The sequence below is a fragment of the Celerinatantimonas yamalensis genome (assembly GCF_046054155.1).
In the GTDB taxonomy this organism is placed as follows: Bacteria; Pseudomonadota; Gammaproteobacteria; order Enterobacterales; family Celerinatantimonadaceae; genus Celerinatantimonas; species Celerinatantimonas yamalensis.
Genome location: NZ_JBEQCT010000006.1, coordinates 53,840 through 73,771 on the forward strand (window position 1 = coordinate 53,840; position 19,932 = coordinate 73,771).

General features: G+C 44.4%; 24 protein-coding genes. 8 read left to right on the forward strand and 16 right to left on the reverse strand.

The genetic code is table 11. From position 1 onward, the window contains the following. Window positions 1-11: 11 nt before the first annotated feature. The 14 genes from atpA to ABUE30_RS12830 form a co-directional block, all read right to left on the reverse strand. Entirely contained in the window at window positions 12-1,553 is a 1,542-nt protein-coding gene (atpA, locus tag ABUE30_RS12765) for a F0F1 ATP synthase subunit alpha (protein WP_408624180.1), read from the reverse strand. 14 nt (window positions 1,554-1,567) lie between these two features. Further along, window positions 1,568-2,101 carry a F0F1 ATP synthase subunit delta gene (gene atpH / locus ABUE30_RS12770; RefSeq protein ID WP_408624181.1) on the reverse strand — a complete coding sequence of 178 codons (534 nt, stop codon included), beginning with the start codon at window positions 2,099-2,101 and terminating at the stop codon, window positions 1,568-1,570. A gap of 15 nt (window positions 2,102-2,116) precedes the next feature. Further along, the gene (atpF, locus tag ABUE30_RS12775; RefSeq protein WP_408624182.1) at window positions 2,117-2,587 is read right to left on the reverse strand and encodes a F0F1 ATP synthase subunit B; all 471 of its coding nucleotides are present in this window, start codon (window positions 2,585-2,587) and stop codon (window positions 2,117-2,119) included. Window positions 2,588-2,640: 53 nt separating this feature from the next. Then, window positions 2,641-2,883: a F0F1 ATP synthase subunit C gene (gene atpE, locus ABUE30_RS12780; RefSeq protein ID WP_408624183.1), complete on the reverse strand. Its 243-nt coding sequence runs from the start codon at window positions 2,881-2,883 to the stop codon at window positions 2,641-2,643. Between the two features lie 52 nt (window positions 2,884-2,935). After that, window positions 2,936-3,718 carry a F0F1 ATP synthase subunit A gene (gene atpB / locus ABUE30_RS12785; protein ID WP_408624184.1) on the reverse strand — a complete coding sequence of 261 codons (783 nt, stop codon included), beginning with the start codon at window positions 3,716-3,718 and terminating at the stop codon, window positions 2,936-2,938. 21 nt (window positions 3,719-3,739) lie between these two features. After that, window positions 3,740-4,126, reverse strand: a complete 387-nt coding sequence (locus ABUE30_RS12790; protein ID WP_408624185.1) for an ATP synthase subunit I — start codon at window positions 4,124-4,126, stop codon at window positions 3,740-3,742. A 281-nt stretch (window positions 4,127-4,407) separates the two neighbouring features. Further along, window positions 4,408-5,301: a ParB/RepB/Spo0J family partition protein gene (locus ABUE30_RS12795; RefSeq protein WP_408624186.1), complete on the reverse strand. Its 894-nt coding sequence runs from the start codon at window positions 5,299-5,301 to the stop codon at window positions 4,408-4,410. Window positions 5,302-5,321: 20 nt separating this feature from the next. Continuing rightward, window positions 5,322-6,113 carry a ParA family protein gene (locus ABUE30_RS12800; RefSeq protein ID WP_408624187.1) on the reverse strand — a complete coding sequence of 264 codons (792 nt, stop codon included), beginning with the start codon at window positions 6,111-6,113 and terminating at the stop codon, window positions 5,322-5,324. A gap of 13 nt (window positions 6,114-6,126) precedes the next feature. Then, window positions 6,127-6,714, reverse strand: coding sequence for a 16S rRNA (guanine(527)-N(7))-methyltransferase RsmG (rsmG, locus tag ABUE30_RS12805; protein ID WP_408624355.1), 588 nt, complete (start codon window positions 6,712-6,714; stop codon window positions 6,127-6,129). Window positions 6,715-6,763: 49 nt separating this feature from the next. Further along, the gene (gene mnmG / locus ABUE30_RS12810; protein ID WP_408624188.1) at window positions 6,764-8,653 is read right to left on the reverse strand and encodes a tRNA uridine-5-carboxymethylaminomethyl(34) synthesis enzyme MnmG; all 1,890 of its coding nucleotides are present in this window, start codon (window positions 8,651-8,653) and stop codon (window positions 6,764-6,766) included. A 395-nt stretch (window positions 8,654-9,048) separates the two neighbouring features. Then, on the reverse strand, window positions 9,049-9,498 hold the full coding sequence (gene mioC / locus ABUE30_RS12815) for an FMN-binding protein MioC (protein ID WP_408624189.1): 450 nt from the start codon (window positions 9,496-9,498) through the stop codon (window positions 9,049-9,051). A gap of 367 nt (window positions 9,499-9,865) precedes the next feature. Continuing rightward, a complete protein-coding gene (locus tag ABUE30_RS12820) occupies window positions 9,866-10,603 on the reverse strand; it encodes an amino acid ABC transporter ATP-binding protein (protein WP_408624190.1) in 738 nt (245 codons plus the stop codon). After that, window positions 10,600-11,271, reverse strand: coding sequence for an amino acid ABC transporter permease (locus ABUE30_RS12825; protein WP_408624191.1), 672 nt, complete (start codon window positions 11,269-11,271; stop codon window positions 10,600-10,602). Before ABUE30_RS12825 ends, ABUE30_RS12820 begins: the two co-directional genes overlap by 4 nt. 92 nt (window positions 11,272-11,363) lie before the next feature. After that, window positions 11,364-12,128 (reverse strand): amino acid ABC transporter substrate-binding protein, encoded by a 765-nt coding sequence (locus ABUE30_RS12830; RefSeq protein WP_408624192.1) that lies wholly within the window; start codon window positions 12,126-12,128, stop codon window positions 11,364-11,366. A gap of 254 nt (window positions 12,129-12,382) precedes the next feature. Between ABUE30_RS12830 and ABUE30_RS12835 the strand changes: the two genes are divergently transcribed. Then, on the forward strand, window positions 12,383-12,904 hold the full coding sequence (locus ABUE30_RS12835; RefSeq protein WP_408624193.1) for a cytochrome b/b6 domain-containing protein: 522 nt from the start codon (window positions 12,383-12,385) through the stop codon (window positions 12,902-12,904). Window positions 12,905-12,963: 59 nt separating this feature from the next. Here ABUE30_RS12835 and ABUE30_RS12840 read toward each other — a convergent pair whose 3' ends face one another. After that, entirely contained in the window at window positions 12,964-13,515 is a 552-nt protein-coding gene (locus tag ABUE30_RS12840; RefSeq protein WP_408624194.1) for a Spy/CpxP family protein refolding chaperone, read from the reverse strand. 109 nt (window positions 13,516-13,624) lie between these two features. Between ABUE30_RS12840 and ABUE30_RS12845 the strand changes: the two genes are divergently transcribed. The 3 genes from ABUE30_RS12845 to pyk all read left to right on the forward strand — a co-directional run bounded on the left by ABUE30_RS12845 (window position 13,625) and on the right by pyk (window position 16,578). Beyond that, a complete protein-coding gene (locus ABUE30_RS12845) occupies window positions 13,625-14,092 on the forward strand; it encodes a GNAT family N-acetyltransferase (protein ID WP_408624195.1) in 468 nt (155 codons plus the stop codon). A 137-nt stretch (window positions 14,093-14,229) separates the two neighbouring features. Then, complete coding sequence (locus ABUE30_RS12850; protein ID WP_408624196.1) at window positions 14,230-14,961, forward strand: alpha/beta fold hydrolase; 732 nt, start codon at window positions 14,230-14,232, stop codon at window positions 14,959-14,961. A gap of 180 nt (window positions 14,962-15,141) precedes the next feature. Beyond that, the gene (pyk, locus tag ABUE30_RS12855) at window positions 15,142-16,578 is read left to right on the forward strand and encodes a pyruvate kinase (RefSeq protein WP_408624197.1); all 1,437 of its coding nucleotides are present in this window, start codon (window positions 15,142-15,144) and stop codon (window positions 16,576-16,578) included. A 7-nt stretch (window positions 16,579-16,585) separates the two neighbouring features. Here the strand turns inward: pyk and ABUE30_RS12860 are convergent, their stop codons facing one another. Then, window positions 16,586-17,266, reverse strand: a complete 681-nt coding sequence (locus ABUE30_RS12860; RefSeq protein ID WP_408624198.1) for a metal-dependent hydrolase — start codon at window positions 17,264-17,266, stop codon at window positions 16,586-16,588. 298 nt (window positions 17,267-17,564) lie between these two features. Between ABUE30_RS12860 and rpmH the strand changes: the two genes are divergently transcribed. The 4 genes from rpmH to yidC are packed head-to-tail and all read left to right on the forward strand — an operon-like array spanning window position 17,565 to window position 19,927. Next, a complete protein-coding gene (gene rpmH, locus ABUE30_RS12865) occupies window positions 17,565-17,699 on the forward strand; it encodes a 50S ribosomal protein L34 (protein WP_408624199.1) in 135 nt (44 codons plus the stop codon). A 47-nt stretch (window positions 17,700-17,746) separates the two neighbouring features. Further along, window positions 17,747-18,061 carry a ribonuclease P protein component gene (rnpA, locus tag ABUE30_RS12870; protein ID WP_408624356.1) on the forward strand — a complete coding sequence of 105 codons (315 nt, stop codon included), beginning with the start codon at window positions 17,747-17,749 and terminating at the stop codon, window positions 18,059-18,061. Further along, window positions 18,025-18,279, forward strand: coding sequence for a membrane protein insertion efficiency factor YidD (yidD, locus tag ABUE30_RS12875; RefSeq protein WP_408624200.1), 255 nt, complete (start codon window positions 18,025-18,027; stop codon window positions 18,277-18,279). The genes rnpA and yidD overlap by 37 nt, the downstream gene beginning before the upstream one ends. 7 nt (window positions 18,280-18,286) lie before the next feature. Beyond that, window positions 18,287-19,927, forward strand: coding sequence for a membrane protein insertase YidC (gene yidC / locus ABUE30_RS12880; protein ID WP_408624201.1), 1,641 nt, complete (start codon window positions 18,287-18,289; stop codon window positions 19,925-19,927). Window positions 19,928-19,932: the final 5 nt, after the last annotated feature.

Consider the following 19,932-nt stretch of genomic DNA (forward strand, 5'->3'; position numbering starts at 1 on the left):
CTATCGATGGATTACCAAGTTTGAGTCGATTTGAACGCGTCCATTAACGTTTTAAGATTCGCTTCGATCTCATCGTTGTAATCGCCTTTCTCATTGATAGTGGCTAACAATTCTGCATGTTCTGCTTTGGCATACGCCAGCAGAGCCGCTTCAAAATCGACGATTTTGTTCTCTTCAACATCAGATAAAAAGCCTTTTTCAGCCGCAAACAGCGCTAAAGCTTGATCAGCTACTGAACGAGGTGAAAATTGATGTTGCTTCATCAGTTCGGTCACTTTTTTACCATGATCCAACTGTTTACGAGTGGCATCATCTAGATCAGAGGCAAACTGAGCAAATGCGGCCAATTCACGATATTGCGCCAAGGCAGTACGGATCCCGCCAGAAAGCTTTTTAACGATCTTAGTTTGCGCAGCACCGCCAACGCGAGACACTGAAATACCAGGGTCAACCGCAGGACGAACACCTGAGTTAAACAGCTGCGTGGTCAAGAAGATCTGCCCATCAGTAATCGAAATCACGTTGGTTGGTACAAATGCAGAAACGTCACCGGCCTGGGTTTCGATAATAGGCAGTGCAGTTAATGAACCACTTTTACCTTTCACTTTACCTTTGGTGAACTCTTCAACATAAGCTTCACTAACCTGCGCAGCACGTTCTAACAAGCGAGAGTGCAGATAGAAAACATCCCCAGGATAAGCTTCACGACCTGGCGGACGACGCAGTAACAGTGATACTTGACGATATGCAACGGCTTGTTTAGACAAATCATCATAGATGATCAGCGCATCTTCACCACGATCGCGGTAATATTCGCCCATGGCGCAACCTGCATAGGGTGCTAGATATTGCAGCGCAGCCGTATCGGATGCAGAAGCGGCAACCACCGTGGTGTAAGCCATTGCACTGTATTTTTCAAGCTGTCGAACCACGTTCGCAATAGTTGATGCTTTTTGTCCAATCGCAACATAGATACATTTAATACCAGAATCTTTCTGGTTAATAATGGCATCGATAGCAATCGCTGTTTTACCCGTTTGACGGTCACCAATGATAAGTTCACGTTGGCCACGGCCAATTGGAATCATCGAGTCAATGGCTTTCAAACCAGTTTGAACAGGTTTATCAACCGATTTACGCGCCATTACCCCAGGGGCAATCACTTCAACAGCTGAGAACCCATCGTGTTCAACCGCACCTTTACCATCAATTGGTTGTCCCAAGGTATTGACCACACGTCCTAACAGACCACGGCCAACCGGAACTTCCAAAATACGACCAGTACTTTTAACTTTGTTACCTTCAGCCAAGTCAGCATAAGGTCCCATCACAACCGCGCCCACAGAATCTCGTTCTAGGTTGAGTGCGATTGCATAACGGTTGTCAGGAAGCTCAATCATCTCGCCTTGCATGACATCTGCAAGACCATGAATACGTAGAATACCGTCACTAACTGAAACGATAGTCCCTTCATTACGAGCTTCACTTACAACCTCGAACTGTTCAATACGTTGTTTGATCAGTTCGCTAATTTCAGTGGAATTCAGTTGCATGCTCTATTCCCCAATTACGCTTTAAGCGTGTCAGACAGTTTAGTCAGTTGCCCTTTTACAGAGCTGTCAATCACTGTATCGCCAGCGGTAATCACCATACCGGCGATCAAGTCACTGTTGACACTGCATTCTAGCTGCACTTTTCGCGCAAACCGTTTCTCTAACGCGCGAGTTAAATCTTGCAGCTGCGACTGTGACAGTTCAGCTGCACTTTCAATTTGCACAACAATCTCTTTTTGGTGTTCAGCTCGGAACGCCATGAATTGTTCGCAGACTGAAGGAAGGACTCCTAAGCGTTTATTTGAGGCCATCACCCGAATCAGGTTTTGGCCATGCTCATCGAGCTGTTCCCCACAAATATTGACGAATAAATCCGCCATCAGTTGGGTTTTATCCGCGTTCGATAAATACTCTTCCACTTTGGGGTCTTGAACGACTAAACTGGCAAAATCCAGCATGTCACTCCATTTATCGATCGCCTGATGCTCCACGGCATACTCAAACGCAGCTTTCGCGTAAGGGCGAGCAATGGTTCTTTGTTCAGCCATAAACTCTTCCCCTTTCTACAGCTCTTCGAGCACCTTGTTGATGATATCGCTATTGGCATCAGCATCAATCGAGCGCCGAAGTATTTTCTCCGCCCCTTGCATGGCCAACGCAGCAACCTGAGCACGTAGCTCTTCACGAAGTCGATTACGTTCGGCTTCTAATTCAGCCTGCCCTTGAGCGATAATTTTTTCCCGCTCAGTGATAGCCTCTTGTTTCGCTTCATCAATGAGTTGGGCTTTGCGTTTACTTGCCTGTTCAATGATGACGGCCGCTTCGTTTTTTGCGCTTTTCAGCTGATCTGCAGACTTGGCTTTAGCCAACTCCAGATTTTTTTTCGCCCGTTCTGCACTGTCTAAACCGTCGGCAATAGCCTTTTGACGATTCTCGATGGCGCTCATAATCGGCGGCCATACGAATTTCATGCAAAACCAGACAAATAGAATAAAAGCGATAGCCTGGCCGAGGATGGTTGCATTGATATTCACTGCAATACCTCTCTTAAAAAAATGAATGTAATATCAATCGATAGCATTCTAGGTTAATGGGCCACCGCAAACATGACATACAGACCCAAACCAACAGCAATCATTGGAATCGCATCAACCAAGCCCATTACGATAAAGAATTGGGTACGTAGTAGTGGAATCATATCTGGTTGACGCGCTGCACCTTCCAGGAATTTACCACCCAAAATACCGATACCAACAGCAGCACCGATTGCAGCAAAACCCATCATAAGAGCTGCAGCTAAGTACAACATATCAAAACTCAAATTTTCCATTTGTTTCTCCAGTTTCTACCGACTATGTTAATCAAACAATAGAGTTTAAAAATTAGTGATCTTCACATGCCTGCGATAGATAAACAATCGTCAAGACCATAAAGATAAACGCTTGTAATGTAATGATAAGAATGTGAAAAATAGCCCACGGAACAGACAAGATCCATTGCGCCCAAAACGGAAGGAGTGCAGCGATCAAAATAAAGATCAACTCACCGGCATACATATTTCCGAACAACCGCAGCCCAAGAGATAACGGTTTTGACAGCAATGAAACCATTTCCAAAATAAAATTAATTGGAATAAACACCCAATGATTGAAAGGTTGCATAGTCAGTTCTTTGATAAATCCACCGACGCCTTTCACTTTCAAGCTATAGATAATAACCAATACAAAAACGGCTAACGACATCGACATGTCAATATTGACATCAGCCGACGGCACAACACGCATAAATTTAAATCCGAGCCAGTGTTCGGCAATGTATGGGATAAAGTCAATGGGGATAAGATCCATCAAATTCATCAGGAAAACCCAGACGAAAATGGTTAAAGATAACGGCGCAATTAATTTATTGCGACCATGGAAAATATCTTTAACAGAACCATCCACAAACTCGACAATGATCTCCAGAAAACATTGAAACTTACCCGGTACACCAACGGTGGTTTTACTTGCGAAGCGATGAAATATCCACAAAAAAAGCACACCTAATGCAACCGACCAAAATAACGAATCAACGTTTAATTGCCAAAACCCAGAACCCATTTGTAAATTATGCAAGTGGTGTCCGATGTAATCAGCAGAAGTCATCGTTTCTCCAGTTGCAGCCATACAATAAGTCCCACCCTTAAGTTATCTTCTTTGAAAAATAAGTAACAACGTCAAACAGTGCGCCAGTATACTCACAATAAAAGCTAGTAGGAATGCCAAACTATTAATTGTGAACCAATGTATACATAAAGCACCCAGCCCTACCACCAATGCCAGCTTCATAGCCTGACCAATATAAATATTTTTTATCGCTTGTACCGGCTCTTTGACGTTATATTTTCGATAAGAAAACAATATAAATAACCAGTTTGGGATAAAAAATATGACAAACCCCACAAATACAGAGAAAACAATTTGACTCTGCATAAAAAGAATCAGTCCTAATATTACTAGGCAGACAAAACAGGCTTGGAAACCTATCAGGCGAACCACGCGGCTTCGCGTATATTCATCAAATCGTTTCGGCACTGTATTACTCCCAGCTAGCATCAAGTCAGAAGCATTCCTGCTACCAACAAGATTGCAATTATACGTTGCTAAATTACCATTGCAATCTTGTTAACAATGCAAAGTTTTTTGTCACAAATATAACTTTCACGTTATACAAGTGGCCTATTTCATCAATAGAAACCAGCCGTTCCTATATTCAACCTGTCGCGTAGTTGATATGTTGACACATGTCAATTTATTACAGATTTATATGATTCATACAGATAATAGAAATTAAACTACATAACAAATGTTTTATTTTAGTTAAACTTATTGATAAGTTGATCTAGTTCAGCTAATGATGTGTAATTAATCACTAGTTTTCCTTGTCCTTGTTTTGTTTGTTGTATTTTTACAACAGAACCAAGTTGTTCCGATAACCGTTGCTGTAATCTTTCAACATCGGGATCAGTTGAGATAGCTGGAGTAGCAGGGACTGGATTGAGGAGTTTCTTAACCAATTTTTCAGCATCTCTAACGGTGAGCGATTTGCCAGCAATGATGCGTCCAGCTTCAATCTGCTGCACATCTTTTAATGCTAACAGCGCCCGCGCATGACCCATTTCGATATCGCCATGTTCGAGCAGTAACTTTACTTCATCGGTTAAACTGTTGAGCCGCAACAAATTACTAATCGCTGTACGAGACTTTCCTACTGCATCAGCAACTTGTTGATGTGTCAGTGAAAATTCACTTAATAAACGCTGTAAAGCAATCGATTCTTCCATTGCATTGAGATCTTCTCGCTGAATATTCTCAATCAGCGCCATGGCAATAGCCGCATTATCATCGATATCTTTGACAAGACATGGAACATCATGCATACCAACCAACTGCGCGGCACGCCAACGACGTTCTCCAGCAATAATTTCATAGCGCTGATAGTCGACTGAGCGCACGATAATCGGTTGAATTATGCCTTGTGCTTTGATCGATTGGGCTAACTCGTCAAGGGCATCACTGGCCATATCTTTACGGGGTTGATAGCGCCCAGGTTGTAACCATTCAATAGGTAATGCACGCAGCGTCTTATCGCTGTGCGCCGCATCTGCGCTATTGGTGTCTTGTTGAGCCTGCTCTCGCTGGCGTGCTGAATGGCTAGTACTTAACAGTACATCCAGTCCCTTACCTAAACCACGTTTACGAGGCGACATTGATGAATCAGCTCCCATACTTAACTTGCAACCTGCGTTTGTTTATTGGATTCTTGACGGCGGATGATTTCACCAGCTAAAGCAAGATAGGCCTTAGCACCATTTGAATTTTTGTCATAGTACATTGCCGGTTTTCCGAAACTGGGTGCTTCCGCTAAACGGACGTTGCGCGGGATCACAGTTCGGTAAACTTTATCGCCAAAATGCTGTTTGAGCTGCGCGGCAACATCGGCGGCGAGACGGTTACGCGGATCAAACATAGTACGCAAAATCCCTTCGATTTTAAGATCGGGATTCACGACTGCAGCTAACTTGCCAATGGTATCCATTAATGCGGTCAACCCTTCCAACGCATAATACTCACATTGCATCGGCACCAACACCGAATCAGCTGCAGCCATAGCATTCACCGTCAACATATTCAGCGATGGCGGACAATCAATAAAGATATAGTCATACCTATCTCGCACCGGCGCCAGGGCGTTACGCAAGCGGACCTCACGGGCAAAAAATTCCATCAACTTAATTTCGGTGGCGGTGACATCAGAATTTGCTGCGAGCAAGTCATAGCCCCCTGATGTTTCGTGCACTAAAACATCATCGATAGGTTCTTCGTCAACCAATAATTCATAACTGGTTTTAGGCACTTCATATTTATCGACACCGCTACCCATGGTGGCATTGCCCTGCGGATCGAGATCAATCAATAGCACTTTTCTTTTGGTCGCTGCCATAGATGCTGCCAAATTGACACTGGTCGTTGTTTTGCCGACTCCGCCTTTTTGGTTGGCAACTGCAATCACTTTACCCACAGGCACTCTCTGTCTAATGTGAAATTTGATCAATGATAACGAGATGACGCGCACCTTCAAGTCGAGGCACATATAATTCAATGGCTTTCGACAAGGCAAACTCAGCACTCAACTCTGCAATTTCCGACTCAGGTATAATCCCCTTCAACGCATAGAATTTACCATGATTCGCCGGCAAGTGAGAACACCACTGTAACATATCACTCAATGAAGCGAAGGCCCGACTTAAAACGCCATCAAATCCAACTTCATCGTGATAGTCTTCAACGCGGCTTTGCACTGCGGTGACATTGGTTAATTTAAGCTCATGACACACTTGGGTAATAAAACGAATCCGCTTTCCTAGCGAGTCCAGCAGTACAAACTGCTTATCTGGGTTAGCGATAGCCAGAGGTAACCCAGGAAGCCCAGGTCCTGTTCCCACATCAATAAAACGCTGTCCTTGCAGATGTGAACTGACCACTAAAGAATCCATAATGTGCCGGGTTAACATCGCCTTGGGGTCTCGCACCGAGGTTAAATTATACGCTTTATTCCATTTATCTAGTAACCCAACTAGCGCTAGTAGCTGATCGACTTGGGTTGGTGATAATTGAATCATTGCTTCATCCAGCAATGATTCCAATAATGATTTTAGCACCCGATCACCTTTATGCAGATTTACGCACCAAATTATGCTTTTTCAAATAGACTAACAATAGTGAAATAGCCGCAGGTGTTATTCCAGAAATGCGTGAAGCCTGGCCAATGGTTTCCGGCCGAGAAGCTATTAATTTAGCCACAACTTCATTTGATAAACCGCTGATTTGGCTAAAATCTAAATCACCTGGAAGCAAAGTTTGTTCATGGCGTCGAGATTTTTCAATCTCATCCAGTTGGCGTTTGATATAGCCATCATATTTAACTTGAACCTCTACCTGCTCAGCAGCATTTGGTTGAGTTAAACCCGGCCCAAATAACTCCACCGACATCAGTTTAGCGTATGTCATCTCGGGGCGGCGCAAAATCTCTTCTAATCGATGCTCACGATTGAGCGGGCTCTTCAGCAATGGATTGAGCGCTTCGATCCCTGGTGTATGAGGATGCACGAGTGTATCGCGCAGGCGTTGACGCTCTAACTCCACAGATTCTTGTTTTTGATTAAATAACTGCCAACGGTGATCATCCACTAAGCCTAACTGGCGGCCAATTTCAGTTAAACGGATATCCGCGTTGTCTTCGCGCAGCAATAAACGATATTCGGCGCGGCTGGTAAACATTCGATAGGGTTCTTTCGTTCCTAGGGTGGCTAAATCATCAATTAACACCCCAACATAAGATTGCTCGCGACGCGGAGCAAAACCTTCCTCATCCCAAGCGCTGCGCGCAGCATTTAACCCTGCGATCATGCCTTGCGCGGCGGCTTCTTCGTAACCCGTGGTACCGTTGATCTGGCCAGCAAAAAATAACCCTTGGATAAACTTACTCTCCAACGTCATTTTCAAATCACGTGGATCAAAATAGTCATACTCAATAGCATAACCTGCTCGTAAAATATGCGCATTTTCTAATCCCTTGATCGAGTGAACAATATCAACTTGAACATCAAACGGTAAACTTGTGGAAATACCGTTTGGATAAACTTCATGGGTGGTTAACCCTTCAGGTTCGATAAATATCTGATGGCTATCTTTATCGGCAAAGCGGTTCACTTTGTCTTCAATCGAAGGACAATAGCGAGGACCAACTCCTTCAATGACGCCCGTAAACATTGGACTACGGTCCAACCCATTTTTTATTATCTCATGGGTTTTGAGATTGGTATGAGTGATATAACAAGGGATCTGTTGCGGGTGTTCGCTGCGATCACCGATAAACGAAAAGACCGGTTCAGGATCGTTGCCTAGTTGTTCTTGCATCACTGAAAAATCAATGGTTCGTCCATCGATGCGTGGTGGTGTTCCAGTTTTTAAGCGATCAATTCGAAATGGTTGTTCACGCAGCCGTTCCGCAAGACGCTGAGCGGGTGGATCGCCCGCTCGACCACCTGCATAATTATCTAAACCAATGTGAATTCGACCCGCTAAAAATGTGCCCACTGTGAGCACAACTGTTTTTGCATACAGCTTCAAGCCACTTTGCGTCACAACGCCGATGACACGATCGTTCTCGATAATCAAATCATCACAAGCTTGTTGAAACAGTGATAAATTCGGTTGGTTCTCAAGCATTTGACGTACAGCAGCTTTGTAAAGTAACCGATCAGCTTGAGCTCTTGTGGCTCGCACTGCAGGGCCTTTGCTGGAATTGAGGGTTCGAAATTGGATCCCACCGCGATCAGCGGCTCTCGCCATGATCCCACCCATGGCATCAATTTCTTTGACCAGATGTCCTTTGCCGATCCCACCGATCGCTGGGTTACAGGACATTTGTCCTAATGTTTCAATATTATGCGTAAGCAGCAAGGTATTACGACCCATACGTGCTGCTGCACTCGCGGCTTCAGTGCCAGCATGACCACCGCCAATAACGATGACATCGAATTGTTGTTTAAAGAACATCTGATTGACCCCACAAACCTAGAAGACCCCTGCTTTAGGGGGGAGTGTATTCTACCGATTTAATGGCTCAGAAGAAATGATCAATTTTCAGTGACGATCAAAAAGGATCTTAATTAGTTATATATATATGATCTTATTTAAAGATCTTTTATTAGATTTACTACTAGGGATCGCTATTTCTGTGGTTAACTGAAAAAAGTAGTTTAAAAAACAATATGTTACATACGATCAAAAGATGTGCTTAAGCATTGATCTACATGCGTAGAAGCTGGGATCAAGATCCTTTGTTATCCACAGGCGATCCCTATCTAGAAGTTATCCATAGGAATAACCTAGCTAGGATCAGAGGATATTGATCCCGTTATTCACAGTTTATTCTTTTTTATGTGGATAGATTATTGAGCTTCGAGCTGTTGTCGCCAATTGGGTAACCATTCGATAGCACTATCTTCAGGAACGGGCTGAATTTGTGCATCAATTTCTAGGCGTTCACCAATGCGGTTTGCTCCAAGTTCACCGAGCAATTGATCGATGTTTCGACCCGCCTGACAGAAGGTGTCGTATTGGCTTGAACCTAACGCAATGACCCCATATTTGAGTCTACTTAGGTTCGGCCGCTGCGCTTTTAACTGCTCGATAAAGGGCTCGATATTATCTGGGTAGTCGCCTGCACCATGGGTTGAGGTGCAAATCAACCAAATGTGACTGCCATCCGTTGGTAGTTCCTCTAGGTCAGCATCAAGATGCTGTGTGACTTGGTGACTATCAATGAGTTCTTGTTCTAATTCATCGGCGACATATTCTGCGGCGCCCATCATAGATCCCACTATGAGATCGATTTCCATATTGAATCCTCGCTCGTGTGCAAGTTAAGAAAATGAGTATGGTTTTTTTGTGGATGAATTTATCGGGGTAAGCTAAGTTCATCCACTTAGATTACCCGACTATAAAACAAGATCGTAAAGAAGTCACAGCTGATCCACACCTTGTACACGGGATGTTCGATCCCCTTAAATTAAGATCCTCACCAATGATCAGGGCAATGTGATCCCTAGATGGATCAGTTATCCCGATCAAGCTTCAAGTGAAAGCTGTGCATAACAATGGAGAAATATAAGATGACGGTAAAAAAGCGGAAAATAGATTGAAAAATAATTTGAAATTAGGCGGTCTGATTTGCTCAAATCGCCCAAAAAGGAGGAAAAATATGAATTAATAGGAGATGACTTGCTTGAGAAAACGCTGTAATCGGGGATCTTTGGGGCTATTAAATAGCTCGTTGGGAACGCCTTGTTCGACGATTAAGCCATCAGCCATAAAGATCACTCGGTCTGCTACATCGCGGGCAAACTGCATTTCATGGGTCACCACCAGCATGGTTTGATGGCGTTCAGCGAGTTTTTTCATTAAGGAAAGCACTTCTCCAACCCATTCAGGATCGAGCGCCGAAGTGGGCTCATCAAACAGTAATATCTCTGGGTTTAGAACCATTGCACGGGCAATCCCTACGCGTTGCTGCTGGCCGCCTGATAGTGATGCTGGATAGGCCTGCGCTTTATCGGCAAGTCCTATATCGGTTAAAATTTGCATGGCTGTTTGCCGCGCTTTGGCTTTATCTTGTTTTTGCACCGTGATTAGCCCTTCGGCGATATTATCGCGGGCATTCATGTGGGCAAATAATGCATAGTTTTGAAAAACAAAACCACTGGCCCGGCGCAGTGCTAAAATTTGTGTTTTACTCGCGTGAGTGACGTCAACCTGTTGCCCGCCTAACTCTATCGTGCCTTGATCGGCTCGTTCAAGAAAATTGATACACCTGAGCAAGGTTGATTTGCCGGTACCGCTAGAGCCAATGATACAGACAATTTCACCTTGTTTGATGTTCAAATTGATGCCTTTGAGCACCTCGCTTTGACCAAAGCGCTTATGGAGATCGGTTATCTTAATCATCGCTGATAGGCCTTATTGAGTTGTTTTTCAGTCCAAATTTGGATTCGGGTTAAAATGACCACAACGCCCCAATAGATAAGCGCTACAGCTAGAAAGGCTTCCAGGTATTTAAAACTTGAAGCGGCTTCAAGCTGCGCTTTTGCCATGATTTCAGAGACCCCTAGGGTAAATGCGAGCGATGTTGATTTAATCATATCGATGAAGTAGTTCACCAATGATGGAAAAGCAATGCGGGTTGCTTGTGGCAAGACGATGCGGCACATGGCTTGTGGTGTGGTCATGCCAATTGAAAGGCTAGCTTCCATCTGGCTGCGATCAATACCGATAATTGCAGCTCTGATGCTCTCAGTCATATAGGAGGCAAAATGCAAGGTCAGGGCGATGACTGCGGCAGTAAAGGCATTCATGCCGGCTAAGGCAGGAATCAGTTGTGGCAAACCGTAGTAGAACAGAAACATCTGTACCAGTAGCGGTGTACCGCGAAAAAAGCTAATGTAAACTTGACACAAGGGGTTAAGAATGGGGATTTTAAAGATGCGAATATTGGCAATGACTACTGCCAATATCAAGGCGAAGATCATCCCGAGCACCGCCATCCCCATGGTTGTTCCCAAGTATTTAAATAATATTGGAAATAGTCCCAACATGTAGGGCAAATCAAATTGCATAGTGTCCCCAAAATAGCAAGACCCGTCGCAAGCAACGGGTCTTCGTTGTGATAGACAACTGCCCAGCCTAACTGACGGGCATCGCGCAGCTGTTACTTGGTAATATCGGTATTAAACCATTTTTCTGAAATCTTCTTCAATGTGCCGTCGGCTCGCATGCCGGCCAACGCTTTATTGACTTGATCACGTAATTTCCGACCTTTGGCATTATCGACAAATGGCCAAGCATTTTCAATTTTAGAGAATGGTTGACCGGCCAACTTCAAGGGTAAGTTGGTTTTTTTGATTAACTGCACGGCTGATAGACGGTCCATCACATACGCGTCTGCTCGTCCTAGCGCGACTACTTGTTCGACCCCAGTATTAAAGGTTTTGATCTGAATGCTGCCATGATGGTCTTTATTATATTTTTCCAATATTTGAGCAAAATTGCTGCCTAAATCAACTGCTACAGTTTTACCATTGAGATCTTTTAAGCTATGAATATCATTGGTACTTTTACGTACCGTGATCTGCACGCCATCGATCACATAAGGGTTTGAAAACAGATATTTGGCTTTGCGTGCTGGCGTTATCGATATTTGGTTAGAAATCGTATTAATGCGTCCGGTTTGTAGCAGACCAAATAATCCAGAAAAACTCGCAGTGACAAATTTCACATCATAATGGTTACGTTTACCGATCGCCTTCCAGAGATCGACTTCAAAGCCTTGCAATTTATCGTTGTGAACAAAGGTGAAGGGGAAATAACCGCCGGACATCCCGACTTTAACCACCTCATCCTTCGCCCAAGCTTGGCTGCTTATTGTGGCGACAACCAAGGTCGCCATGGCGATGATTTTGCTCCAACGTTTCATGTTTTGTTACCTTATAAACGAAATAGCCGTCAATTATAAACGTCTCTGGTGCTAGTTATTATTCCATTTAGTTATTAATACGATTATTTATGAATAAATAAATAACAAATTTACTAAGGCACGTTGTGCTTTGAATGTAAATTATCTGTTCTCGTTAAAAAATATACCATTTAGTCTAGTTGATTCACCTTCTTTCGACCTTTTTATGCTTATGCTTAATAAATTAAACAATGATAAAGCAGGAGAGTTTCTCAATGGCTGGGTATTCGCGGTTAAAAATATCATTACATTGGTTATCGGTCATTTTAGTGATTGGTGTCTACATGGCAATGAACTTACGGGGGCTGTTTGATAGTGAACAGGTGAACGATTGGCTGCGTTTGATGCATTTCAATTTGGGGATGATATTGTGGGTGGTGATGTTGGTGCGGTTTATTCTGTATTGGGTTGACCGACGCCGTCCACCGATTATTCCTGCGCCGCCAGCTTGGCAAGAGAAAATATCCTCGTTATTGCATTTAGTCATGTATGGCTGCTTTTTGATTTTACCTGTGCTTGGTAGTGTGTCGGTCGCTTTGCAAGCCGATTCGTGGTCATTTTTAGGCTTTGCAACACCTACACTAGGGGCCCATTATTCGTTAGCTCATTCGTTTAAAGAAGTGCATGAATTTGTTGCTAATTTGGGTTATTACTTGGTTGGAGTGCATGCGCTGGCAGCGTTGTACCATCACTATTATCTGAAGGATAATACCTTGATACGCATGCTGCGCCGCTAAGCTTGTGACGTAAACTCATCAGAAAGGTCCTTACTGCACCTTTCTGATGTTCGATCAGTTTATGGCTGTATAGGGGCTCGACCAAAGGGCCCTATAGGACCTTCATTAATTAATGGACACGGACTCTTGGCCACAAGTTCTTGGAGTTTACTGCGCTGTTCTGCGGTTAATACAGACAGCTGTTTGTGGATATATTCTGCTCGTTTGACCCAACGATGCTGCATCGATTGCTGCGCTTGATGTTGATGCTGTGTATGCATGGTGTCAATGTAGTGCTCAAATTTCTGTTTATCAAAGTTTTCGCTAAATATCATTTGGCGTATCTCACCTCTGACTTTGCTGGCTGCCTTGTTGTGATATTCACCAAACTGCTGCGGACGATGTTTGGCATGTTCGAGACGAATATCAAATATTTTCGCCTTTTGTGCCTGACTTAAGTTTATTTGACCAAGGTAATTCATAAAACTGCCTGGTATTTGGCAGTGTGCTGGCCCACGTTGAAATTTGCCCCCCTTCGGCCCTTGCCCCGTAGACCCTTGAGCGAAACTTGCCGTGCTAAATAAAAGTGCTAAGGCACTTGCTGTTAATGCTAATCTGAGTGATGTTTTCATTCCCTTTCTCCAGTAATTCGCCAGTGTACAATGAGAGTCTAGGGTATCGGACGTAAAGTGCAGGCAAGCTGTGTAAAGTAGTGAAAAAACCGTGTAAGGAGTATGGATAATGAGGAGTATTGCCAGTCATCCATCTTGGCTAACACAGTTGCTTAGTTGGCCAAATGATGCCAATGAGCTGCAATTATTTGCAGGCCCCAATCTACATTGGCCCCTTGATATTCATCAATTAGTGCAGAGTGAACAAGGTGGTTATGCTCGCATGCTCATCGAAGCAAAGCAGCTCATAGGGTATTGTCAGCTCAGACCGTGCCGCTTGCAAAGCGTGCGATTATGCCGAGTCATTGTTCATCCTGATTTTCGAGGGCAAGGTATCGGTCGACAGTTGATTGCGCATGCGATTCAATTTTCTCGCGATGAACTGGGCGTTCGGCGTATTGAATTAGGGGTCTATCAACATAATTTAGCGGCATTTAATCGCTACTGCTATTTTGGGTTTAAAACCTATCAACAACGCCGAGTAAAATCCCTTCGAGGTCAAGATTGGGTCATTCTAGATATGCAAAAATGGTTATAGGCGCTGGATAATACATGGATTTTTTGTAAAAAAATTGTTAATTTGTTTAACGCTTATTGAGGTAAGCTGAATGCGTCCTCATATAATAGTCATCGTTAATCGCGGGGCTTTGGTTGCTCTTAAGGGTCACAATAATCGTGGATAATCATCAAATCTCAAATAACTTAGCACCAGTGGTGTTAATTCGAGGCATGTTAGGTGAGTGTCGTTATTGGGAGTATTTTAAGCAATTAGTCGAGCAACGCCTACAGCGTCCCGTTTTTTTGTTGTCATTGGCTAAATCAGGTACTTCCCTTGAGCCCCTGTCGCTGGTAACTCTTATTGAGCAGCACCGTGAACAATTGTGCCAATTGACTGGCCAAGGCGATTGCCATCTGGTGAGTTTGTCTTTGGGTGCAAGCGTCGCGCTTTGTTGGCAACAAATGTATCCTGATGAAGTAAAAAGTTGTACGCTCATCAACCCGTTAGTGACGGTTAAACAGCGCCGCTGGCAACCGCTGTTATGGTGGTTATTATTTAAAATTATGGTGTTCAGCCGTTGGCCTGGGGATCAACAAACCCGCTGGTTACATCGCTTATCAGCATGGCCTTCATTGCATTCACAATTAGCCACAAGTGAGACGCATAGCATTGATTTTAAAGCGCTCACCCAGCATTTGTACGAGATGCCTATTGCTGAGCCTATGGTTCCCTTGCAACTTTTAGTGTCACGTCATGATAAATGGATCAGTAGTGAGGTGAGCTATCAACTTGCTGATATTTGGCAGGCACCGCTATTTCCGCATTTAAGTGCAGGACATGATCTGCCTTTAGATGATCCACGCTGGGTGTGTGAAAAACTCACCGATTGGATCACCCACTATGATTGATCCTACATCGATGACGAATCGCCGATAACCATCGCCTGCGCTAATGCGTTCGACATGCCTTTTTCGTCTTAAGTTTTTCCTCATATCTCTGGACATTGAGCCTATTTCGCTCCATGCTTTTGTACAAACTGTGAGCTATTTTGCCTCGCAGCTATGTATGCTATCAGCATGGAGGGCAATATGTTTCGACGGACTAAGATCGTAGCGACTTTGGGGCCAGCAACCGAGCGCGAAGAGGTACTTGAACAGATGATCCTCGCCGGGGTCAATATGGTGCGACTGAATTTTTCGCATGGGCTCGCCAGTGATCATCAAAAACAGGCTTCCCGAGTGCGTGAATTAGCCGCCAAACACCACACTCACGTTGCCATCATGGGGGATTTACAAGGCCCTAAAATCCGCATTTCAACTTTTCAAAATGATGCCGTGATATTGAAGATTGGGGATGACTTTTGTCTAGATGCCAATCTTGCCCCTGGGCAAGGCTCTGAGCAGATCGTCGGTATAGATTACAAAGCGTTAGCCACGGATGTGCACCCTGGCGACATATTATTACTCGATGATGGCCGAATTCAGTTGGAGGTTTGCAATTTAGAGGGGTGGAAAGTGCACTGCCGAGTCACTGTGGGCGGTAAATTATCCAACAATAAAGGCATCAATAAAAAAGGTGGAGGCTTGTCAGCTTCGGCCTTGACCGATAAAGATAAAAAGGATTTGCATACCGCGGCGGCCATTGGCGTGGATTATTTGGCGATCTCGTTTCCGCGTAACGGTGATGATATGCGCTATGCTCGCTCGCTCGCCGAGGCGGCGGGGCTGCACCAAGTGAAGCTGGTGGCCAAAGTTGAACGGGCTGAAACAGTAGTTAGCGAACAGAGTATGATTGATATTATCACCGCCTCTGATGCGGTGATGGTGGCGCGCGGCGATTTGGGCGTTGAAATTGGTGATGCTGAATTAGTTGGGGTACAAAAAAAGCTGATCCGTTTGACGCGTAAACTCAACCGTGTTGCGATTACCGCCACCCAAATGATGGAGTCGATGATTAACTCACCGATGCCAACGCGTGCTGAAACCATGGATGTGGCAAATGCAGTCCTTGATGGTACCGATGCGGTGATGCTATCTGGGGAAACGGCGGTGGGCAACTATCCAGTTGAAACTGTTAAAGCGATGGCTAATGTCTGCCAAGGTGCAGAAAAACATCCAAGTATTAACGTGTCGCGCAATCGCGCTGACAGTTATTTTACCGAAATTAATGAAACCATCGCAATGGCAACCATGTTTGCGGCCAACCATCAGGTAGGGATGAAGGCCATCATCACCTTGACCGAATCTGGTTCATCTGCGCTTTTAACCTCTCGGCTAAGCTCGGGTTTGCCTATCTTAGCGCTGTCGCGTCATCAACGGACCTTGAATCGCTGCGCGCTCTTTCGTGGTGTGTATCCAGTTTACTTTGATGTGCTCGGAGATATTAATCAGGTGATTAAATCCGCCTTGGCAGAGCTTAAAGGACAAGGTTATTTACAAAACGGCGATCTAGTGGTGCTTACCCACGGCGATGAAACTGAGTTAAGCGGCAGCACCAATACTTGCAAACTACTTAAAGTGAGTTAGATAGCCTTTAAACCAGTTGCACAACGCTCGAACCGATCTTTTCGAGAAGATGTAACCAGTAGCGATCCGCAGGGGCGATATAGTAGAGCCCTGCGATTGCGCCGATAAAGGCGATGGTTAATAAGGGCTCATCCCATTGGGTTATTTTAAGGGCGCTACCAAATGATGACTTAAGGCGCCCGCCTGATAAGTCAACACTATAGATTTCATCCAATAGTAAGTGGATTAAGGCACCGCAGAAGAGAAAACAGCCGCAGCCCCAAGCTACCCATGACGGCATATTTAAACAATAAAAGCCGACTACAATACTTAACATGGCGTATAAAAGATTAGCTAACAGTGAATGCAAGATACCGCGATGAACGGTAAAATGGGCAAAAATTCGTCGCACTGGATAATAGATAACTAAAAAACCAGCTAAACCGGCACACCATAACTGCCAAATATTGAGCTGCTGATGAAACCTTATTACAGCGATAACCGCAACGATGCCCGCCAATAGCTGAAAGATCAGCCGAATCGCTTTGGAATGATCGGAGTCGATATCCGGCAAGATCCCACCTAAGGTGCCCGCTCCCCAATAAAGTAATGCCAGCGGAACTGACAGTTGAAAATGCACTAACAGTGAAGCGGTCATGGCACCACTGACACCGGCGGCAACAATTGTATGAGTTTTAAAATCAGCCATAATCACACATGGGTCGGCAAAATAGCTCGCTATTGTAGCGAATTTCGTCGCTGAGGCGAGCCTTTCTATGCTTTGATGTAAATGTGGTTGTATCAGCGTATAGAATCGCTATAATCGGCGCGGATCAGAAATTGATCACAGCGATCATTCTATTTGTTGTTTACTCTGCGTGCAGAGATTGACTTTTGTTTGGTGAATGATTAGAATTTCGCCTCTTTTTACCAGGCTTTGTTGTCAGATGTGATCTGGGCAAGTCTGCTGTACAGTAAAAAACTAGCTAGCAAACGGTAATAATAATATGAAACGTACTTTTCAACCAAGCGTACTAAAGCGTAAACGTAGTCACGGTTTCCGCACTCGTATGGCTACAAAAAATGGCCGTCAGGTTCTGGCTCGTCGCCGTGCCAAAGGTCGTACACGTCTGTCTGCCTAATCGTGGCATATCAGTCGTTCGGCAGGGAGTTACGATTGTTAACTCCCATGCATTTTAAACAAGTTTTTAACCAACCGACTCGAATCGGCACTCCTCAGCTTACTTTTCTGGCCGTTGCCAACCAGCTATCACATCCTCGCCTTGGCTTAGCCATTTCAAAAAAAAGCGATAAGCGAGCTGTCGCCCGAAATCGAATCAAAAGACATATTCGAGAAAGTTTCCGCTTGAATCAACAACAACTTCCAGGTTTGGATATTGTGGTCATTTCAAAGCCGGGCGTCTCTCAATTGTCGGATGCTGACCTAAATAAGATGTTGGAAAAGTCATGGCGAAGATTACTGCGCCGATTCACTATCTCTTAGTTGGATTCATTCGTGGCTATCAACTGCTCATCAGTCCGCTACTTGGACCGCGATGTCGGTTTACACCAACGTGCTCAAATTATGCGATTGAAGCATTAAAAGAGCATGGATTGATGAAAGGTAGTTGGTTATCTGTCAAACGTCTATTAAAATGCCATCCATTACACCATGGTGGATACGATCCTGTGCCACCGGCTCATAACTCTAAAAGAGATTGACTAGACTATGGAATCTCAACGTAATTTATTGCTCATCGGTTTGCTGTTTGTCAGCTTTCTGATCTACCAGCAGTGGGAGAAGGACCATAACCCACAGCCCGTTCAAACTGAACAGGTGGCTTCAACCACCCAGAACAGTCAAACAGATGTCCCAAGTGAATCTGGACAGGCTAGTAATGTTAAGGTTCAAGCTGGTCAATCTCATGGTCAGCTTATCACCGTTAAATCTGACGTATTGGCGTTAACTATCGACACCTATGGTGGTGATATTGTTAAAGCCGAACTGCTCCAGTATGCCAAAACTGAAAAAAACTCATCACCGGTTGAGTTATTAGATGTGAATGGCAAACATCAGTATTCAGCACGCAGTGGTCTAATTGGCGGCAATTTTGGCCAAGCCCGTCCGCTCTATCACGTGGCTAAAACCGATTTCTCATTAGCTTCTGGGCAAAATGAGATCCAAGTGCCACTTACCGCGACTAATGCCAATGGTGTGGTCTTCACCAAAATTATTACATTGAAAAAAGGCAGTTATAATGTCGCTGTTGACTACAAAGTCGATAACGCTTCAACGGCGCCAATTAGTGTGAAAATGTTTGGTGAACTGAAACAAAATACCATCAAAGCCAAAGGCGGATTTTTTGGTCATCCAAACTATCGGGGTGGGGCTTATTCATCCGCTGAACATCGCTATGAAAAATATACCTTCAGCGATATGAAAGATGGCGACTTAAATGCCAACACCCGAGGGGGTTGGGTTGCCATGTTGCAGCAATATTTTGCGGCCGCTTGGATCCCCCCGCAAAATGGTAATAATATTTTATATAGCCATTCTGGTAACGGCTTTGCTCGGATTGGCTTTATCAGTGCACCGAAGACGATTGAACCAGGACAAAGCGCAACGTTATCAAGCTCTGCGTGGATTGGTCCTGAATTGCAAGACAAAATGGCCGCGGTGGCACCGCATTTGGATTTAACCGTTAACTACGGTTGGTTATGGTTTATTTCACAACCACTGTTTAAATTCCTCAAATTCCTGCATAGCTTGGTTGGAAATTGGGGTGTAGCGATTATTTTGATTACCCTAATTGTCAAAGGGGTGATGTACCCGCTAACTCGTGCACAGTACACGTCAATGGCGAAAATGCGCCTGTTGCAGCCGAAGATGAAAGCGCTGCGTGAACGTTATGCTGATGATCGCCAGAAACAATCTCAGGCGATGATGGAACTGTACAAAAAAGAGAAAGTGAATCCGCTCGGTGGTTGTTTGCCAATTGCCCTGCAGATGCCTATTTTCATCGCCTTGTACTGGGCCTTCTTAGGCAGCGTTGAGCTTCGTCACGCGCCATTTATGTTGTGGATCCATGACTTATCAGCGCAAGACCCATACTATATTTTACCGGTGTTGATGGGCGCCAGTATGTTCATGATCCAGCGGATGTCACCAACGGCTGTTGCTGATCCCATGCAGCAGAAGATCATGCAGTTTATGCCGGTGGCATTTACCGTGTTCTTCTTATTCTTCCCATCGGGTCTGGTGCTTTACTGGTTAGTCAGTAACTGTGTCACCTTAGCTCAGCAAACTCTGATTTATCGGGAGCTGGAGAGAAAAGGTCTACACAGCCGCGACAAGAAAGAGAAAAATTAGCGATT

What these genes read in the sequence shown, in the direction of transcription:
- yidC (WP_408624201.1), top strand. Translation starts at nt 18,287, where the DNA reads ATGGAATCTCAACGTAATTTATTGCTCATCGGTTTGCTGTTTGTCAGC.
- ABUE30_RS12835 (WP_408624193.1), top strand. Translation starts at nt 12,383, where the DNA reads ATGGCTGGGTATTCGCGGTTAAAAATATCATTACATTGGTTATCGGTC.
- mnmG (WP_408624188.1), bottom strand. Translation starts at nt 8,653, where the DNA reads ATGTTCTTTAAACAACAATTCGATGTCATCGTTATTGGCGGTGGTCAT.
- atpB (WP_408624184.1), bottom strand. Translation starts at nt 3,718, where the DNA reads ATGGCTGCAACTGGAGAAACGATGACTTCTGCTGATTACATCGGACAC.
- ABUE30_RS12860 (WP_408624198.1), bottom strand. Translation starts at nt 17,266, where the DNA reads ATGGCTGATTTTAAAACTCATACAATTGTTGCCGCCGGTGTCAGTGGT.
- rpmH (WP_408624199.1), top strand. Translation starts at nt 17,565, where the DNA reads ATGAAACGTACTTTTCAACCAAGCGTACTAAAGCGTAAACGTAGTCAC.
- atpH (WP_408624181.1), bottom strand. Translation starts at nt 2,101, where the DNA reads ATGGCTGAACAAAGAACCATTGCTCGCCCTTACGCGAAAGCTGCGTTT.
- rsmG (WP_408624355.1), bottom strand. Translation starts at nt 6,714, where the DNA reads ATGATTCAATTATCACCAACCCAAGTCGATCAGCTACTAGCGCTAGTT.
- yidD (WP_408624200.1), top strand. Translation starts at nt 18,025, where the DNA reads ATGGCGAAGATTACTGCGCCGATTCACTATCTCTTAGTTGGATTCATT.
- mioC (WP_408624189.1), bottom strand. Translation starts at nt 9,498, where the DNA reads ATGGAAATCGATCTCATAGTGGGATCTATGATGGGCGCCGCAGAATAT.
- ABUE30_RS12840 (WP_408624194.1), bottom strand. Translation starts at nt 13,515, where the DNA reads ATGAAAACATCACTCAGATTAGCATTAACAGCAAGTGCCTTAGCACTT.
- rnpA (WP_408624356.1), top strand. Translation starts at nt 17,747, where the DNA reads ATGCATTTTAAACAAGTTTTTAACCAACCGACTCGAATCGGCACTCCT.
- atpE (WP_408624183.1), bottom strand. Translation starts at nt 2,883, where the DNA reads ATGGAAAATTTGAGTTTTGATATGTTGTACTTAGCTGCAGCTCTTATG.
- ABUE30_RS12825 (WP_408624191.1), bottom strand. Translation starts at nt 11,271, where the DNA reads ATGCAATTTGATTTGCCCTACATGTTGGGACTATTTCCAATATTATTT.
- atpA (WP_408624180.1), bottom strand. Translation starts at nt 1,553, where the DNA reads ATGCAACTGAATTCCACTGAAATTAGCGAACTGATCAAACAACGTATT.
- ABUE30_RS12820 (WP_408624190.1), bottom strand. Translation starts at nt 10,603, where the DNA reads ATGATTAAGATAACCGATCTCCATAAGCGCTTTGGTCAAAGCGAGGTG.
- ABUE30_RS12795 (WP_408624186.1), bottom strand. Translation starts at nt 5,301, where the DNA reads ATGTCGCCTCGTAAACGTGGTTTAGGTAAGGGACTGGATGTACTGTTA.
- ABUE30_RS12845 (WP_408624195.1), top strand. Translation starts at nt 13,625, where the DNA reads ATGAGGAGTATTGCCAGTCATCCATCTTGGCTAACACAGTTGCTTAGT.
- ABUE30_RS12830 (WP_408624192.1), bottom strand. Translation starts at nt 12,128, where the DNA reads ATGAAACGTTGGAGCAAAATCATCGCCATGGCGACCTTGGTTGTCGCC.
- pyk (WP_408624197.1), top strand. Translation starts at nt 15,142, where the DNA reads ATGTTTCGACGGACTAAGATCGTAGCGACTTTGGGGCCAGCAACCGAG.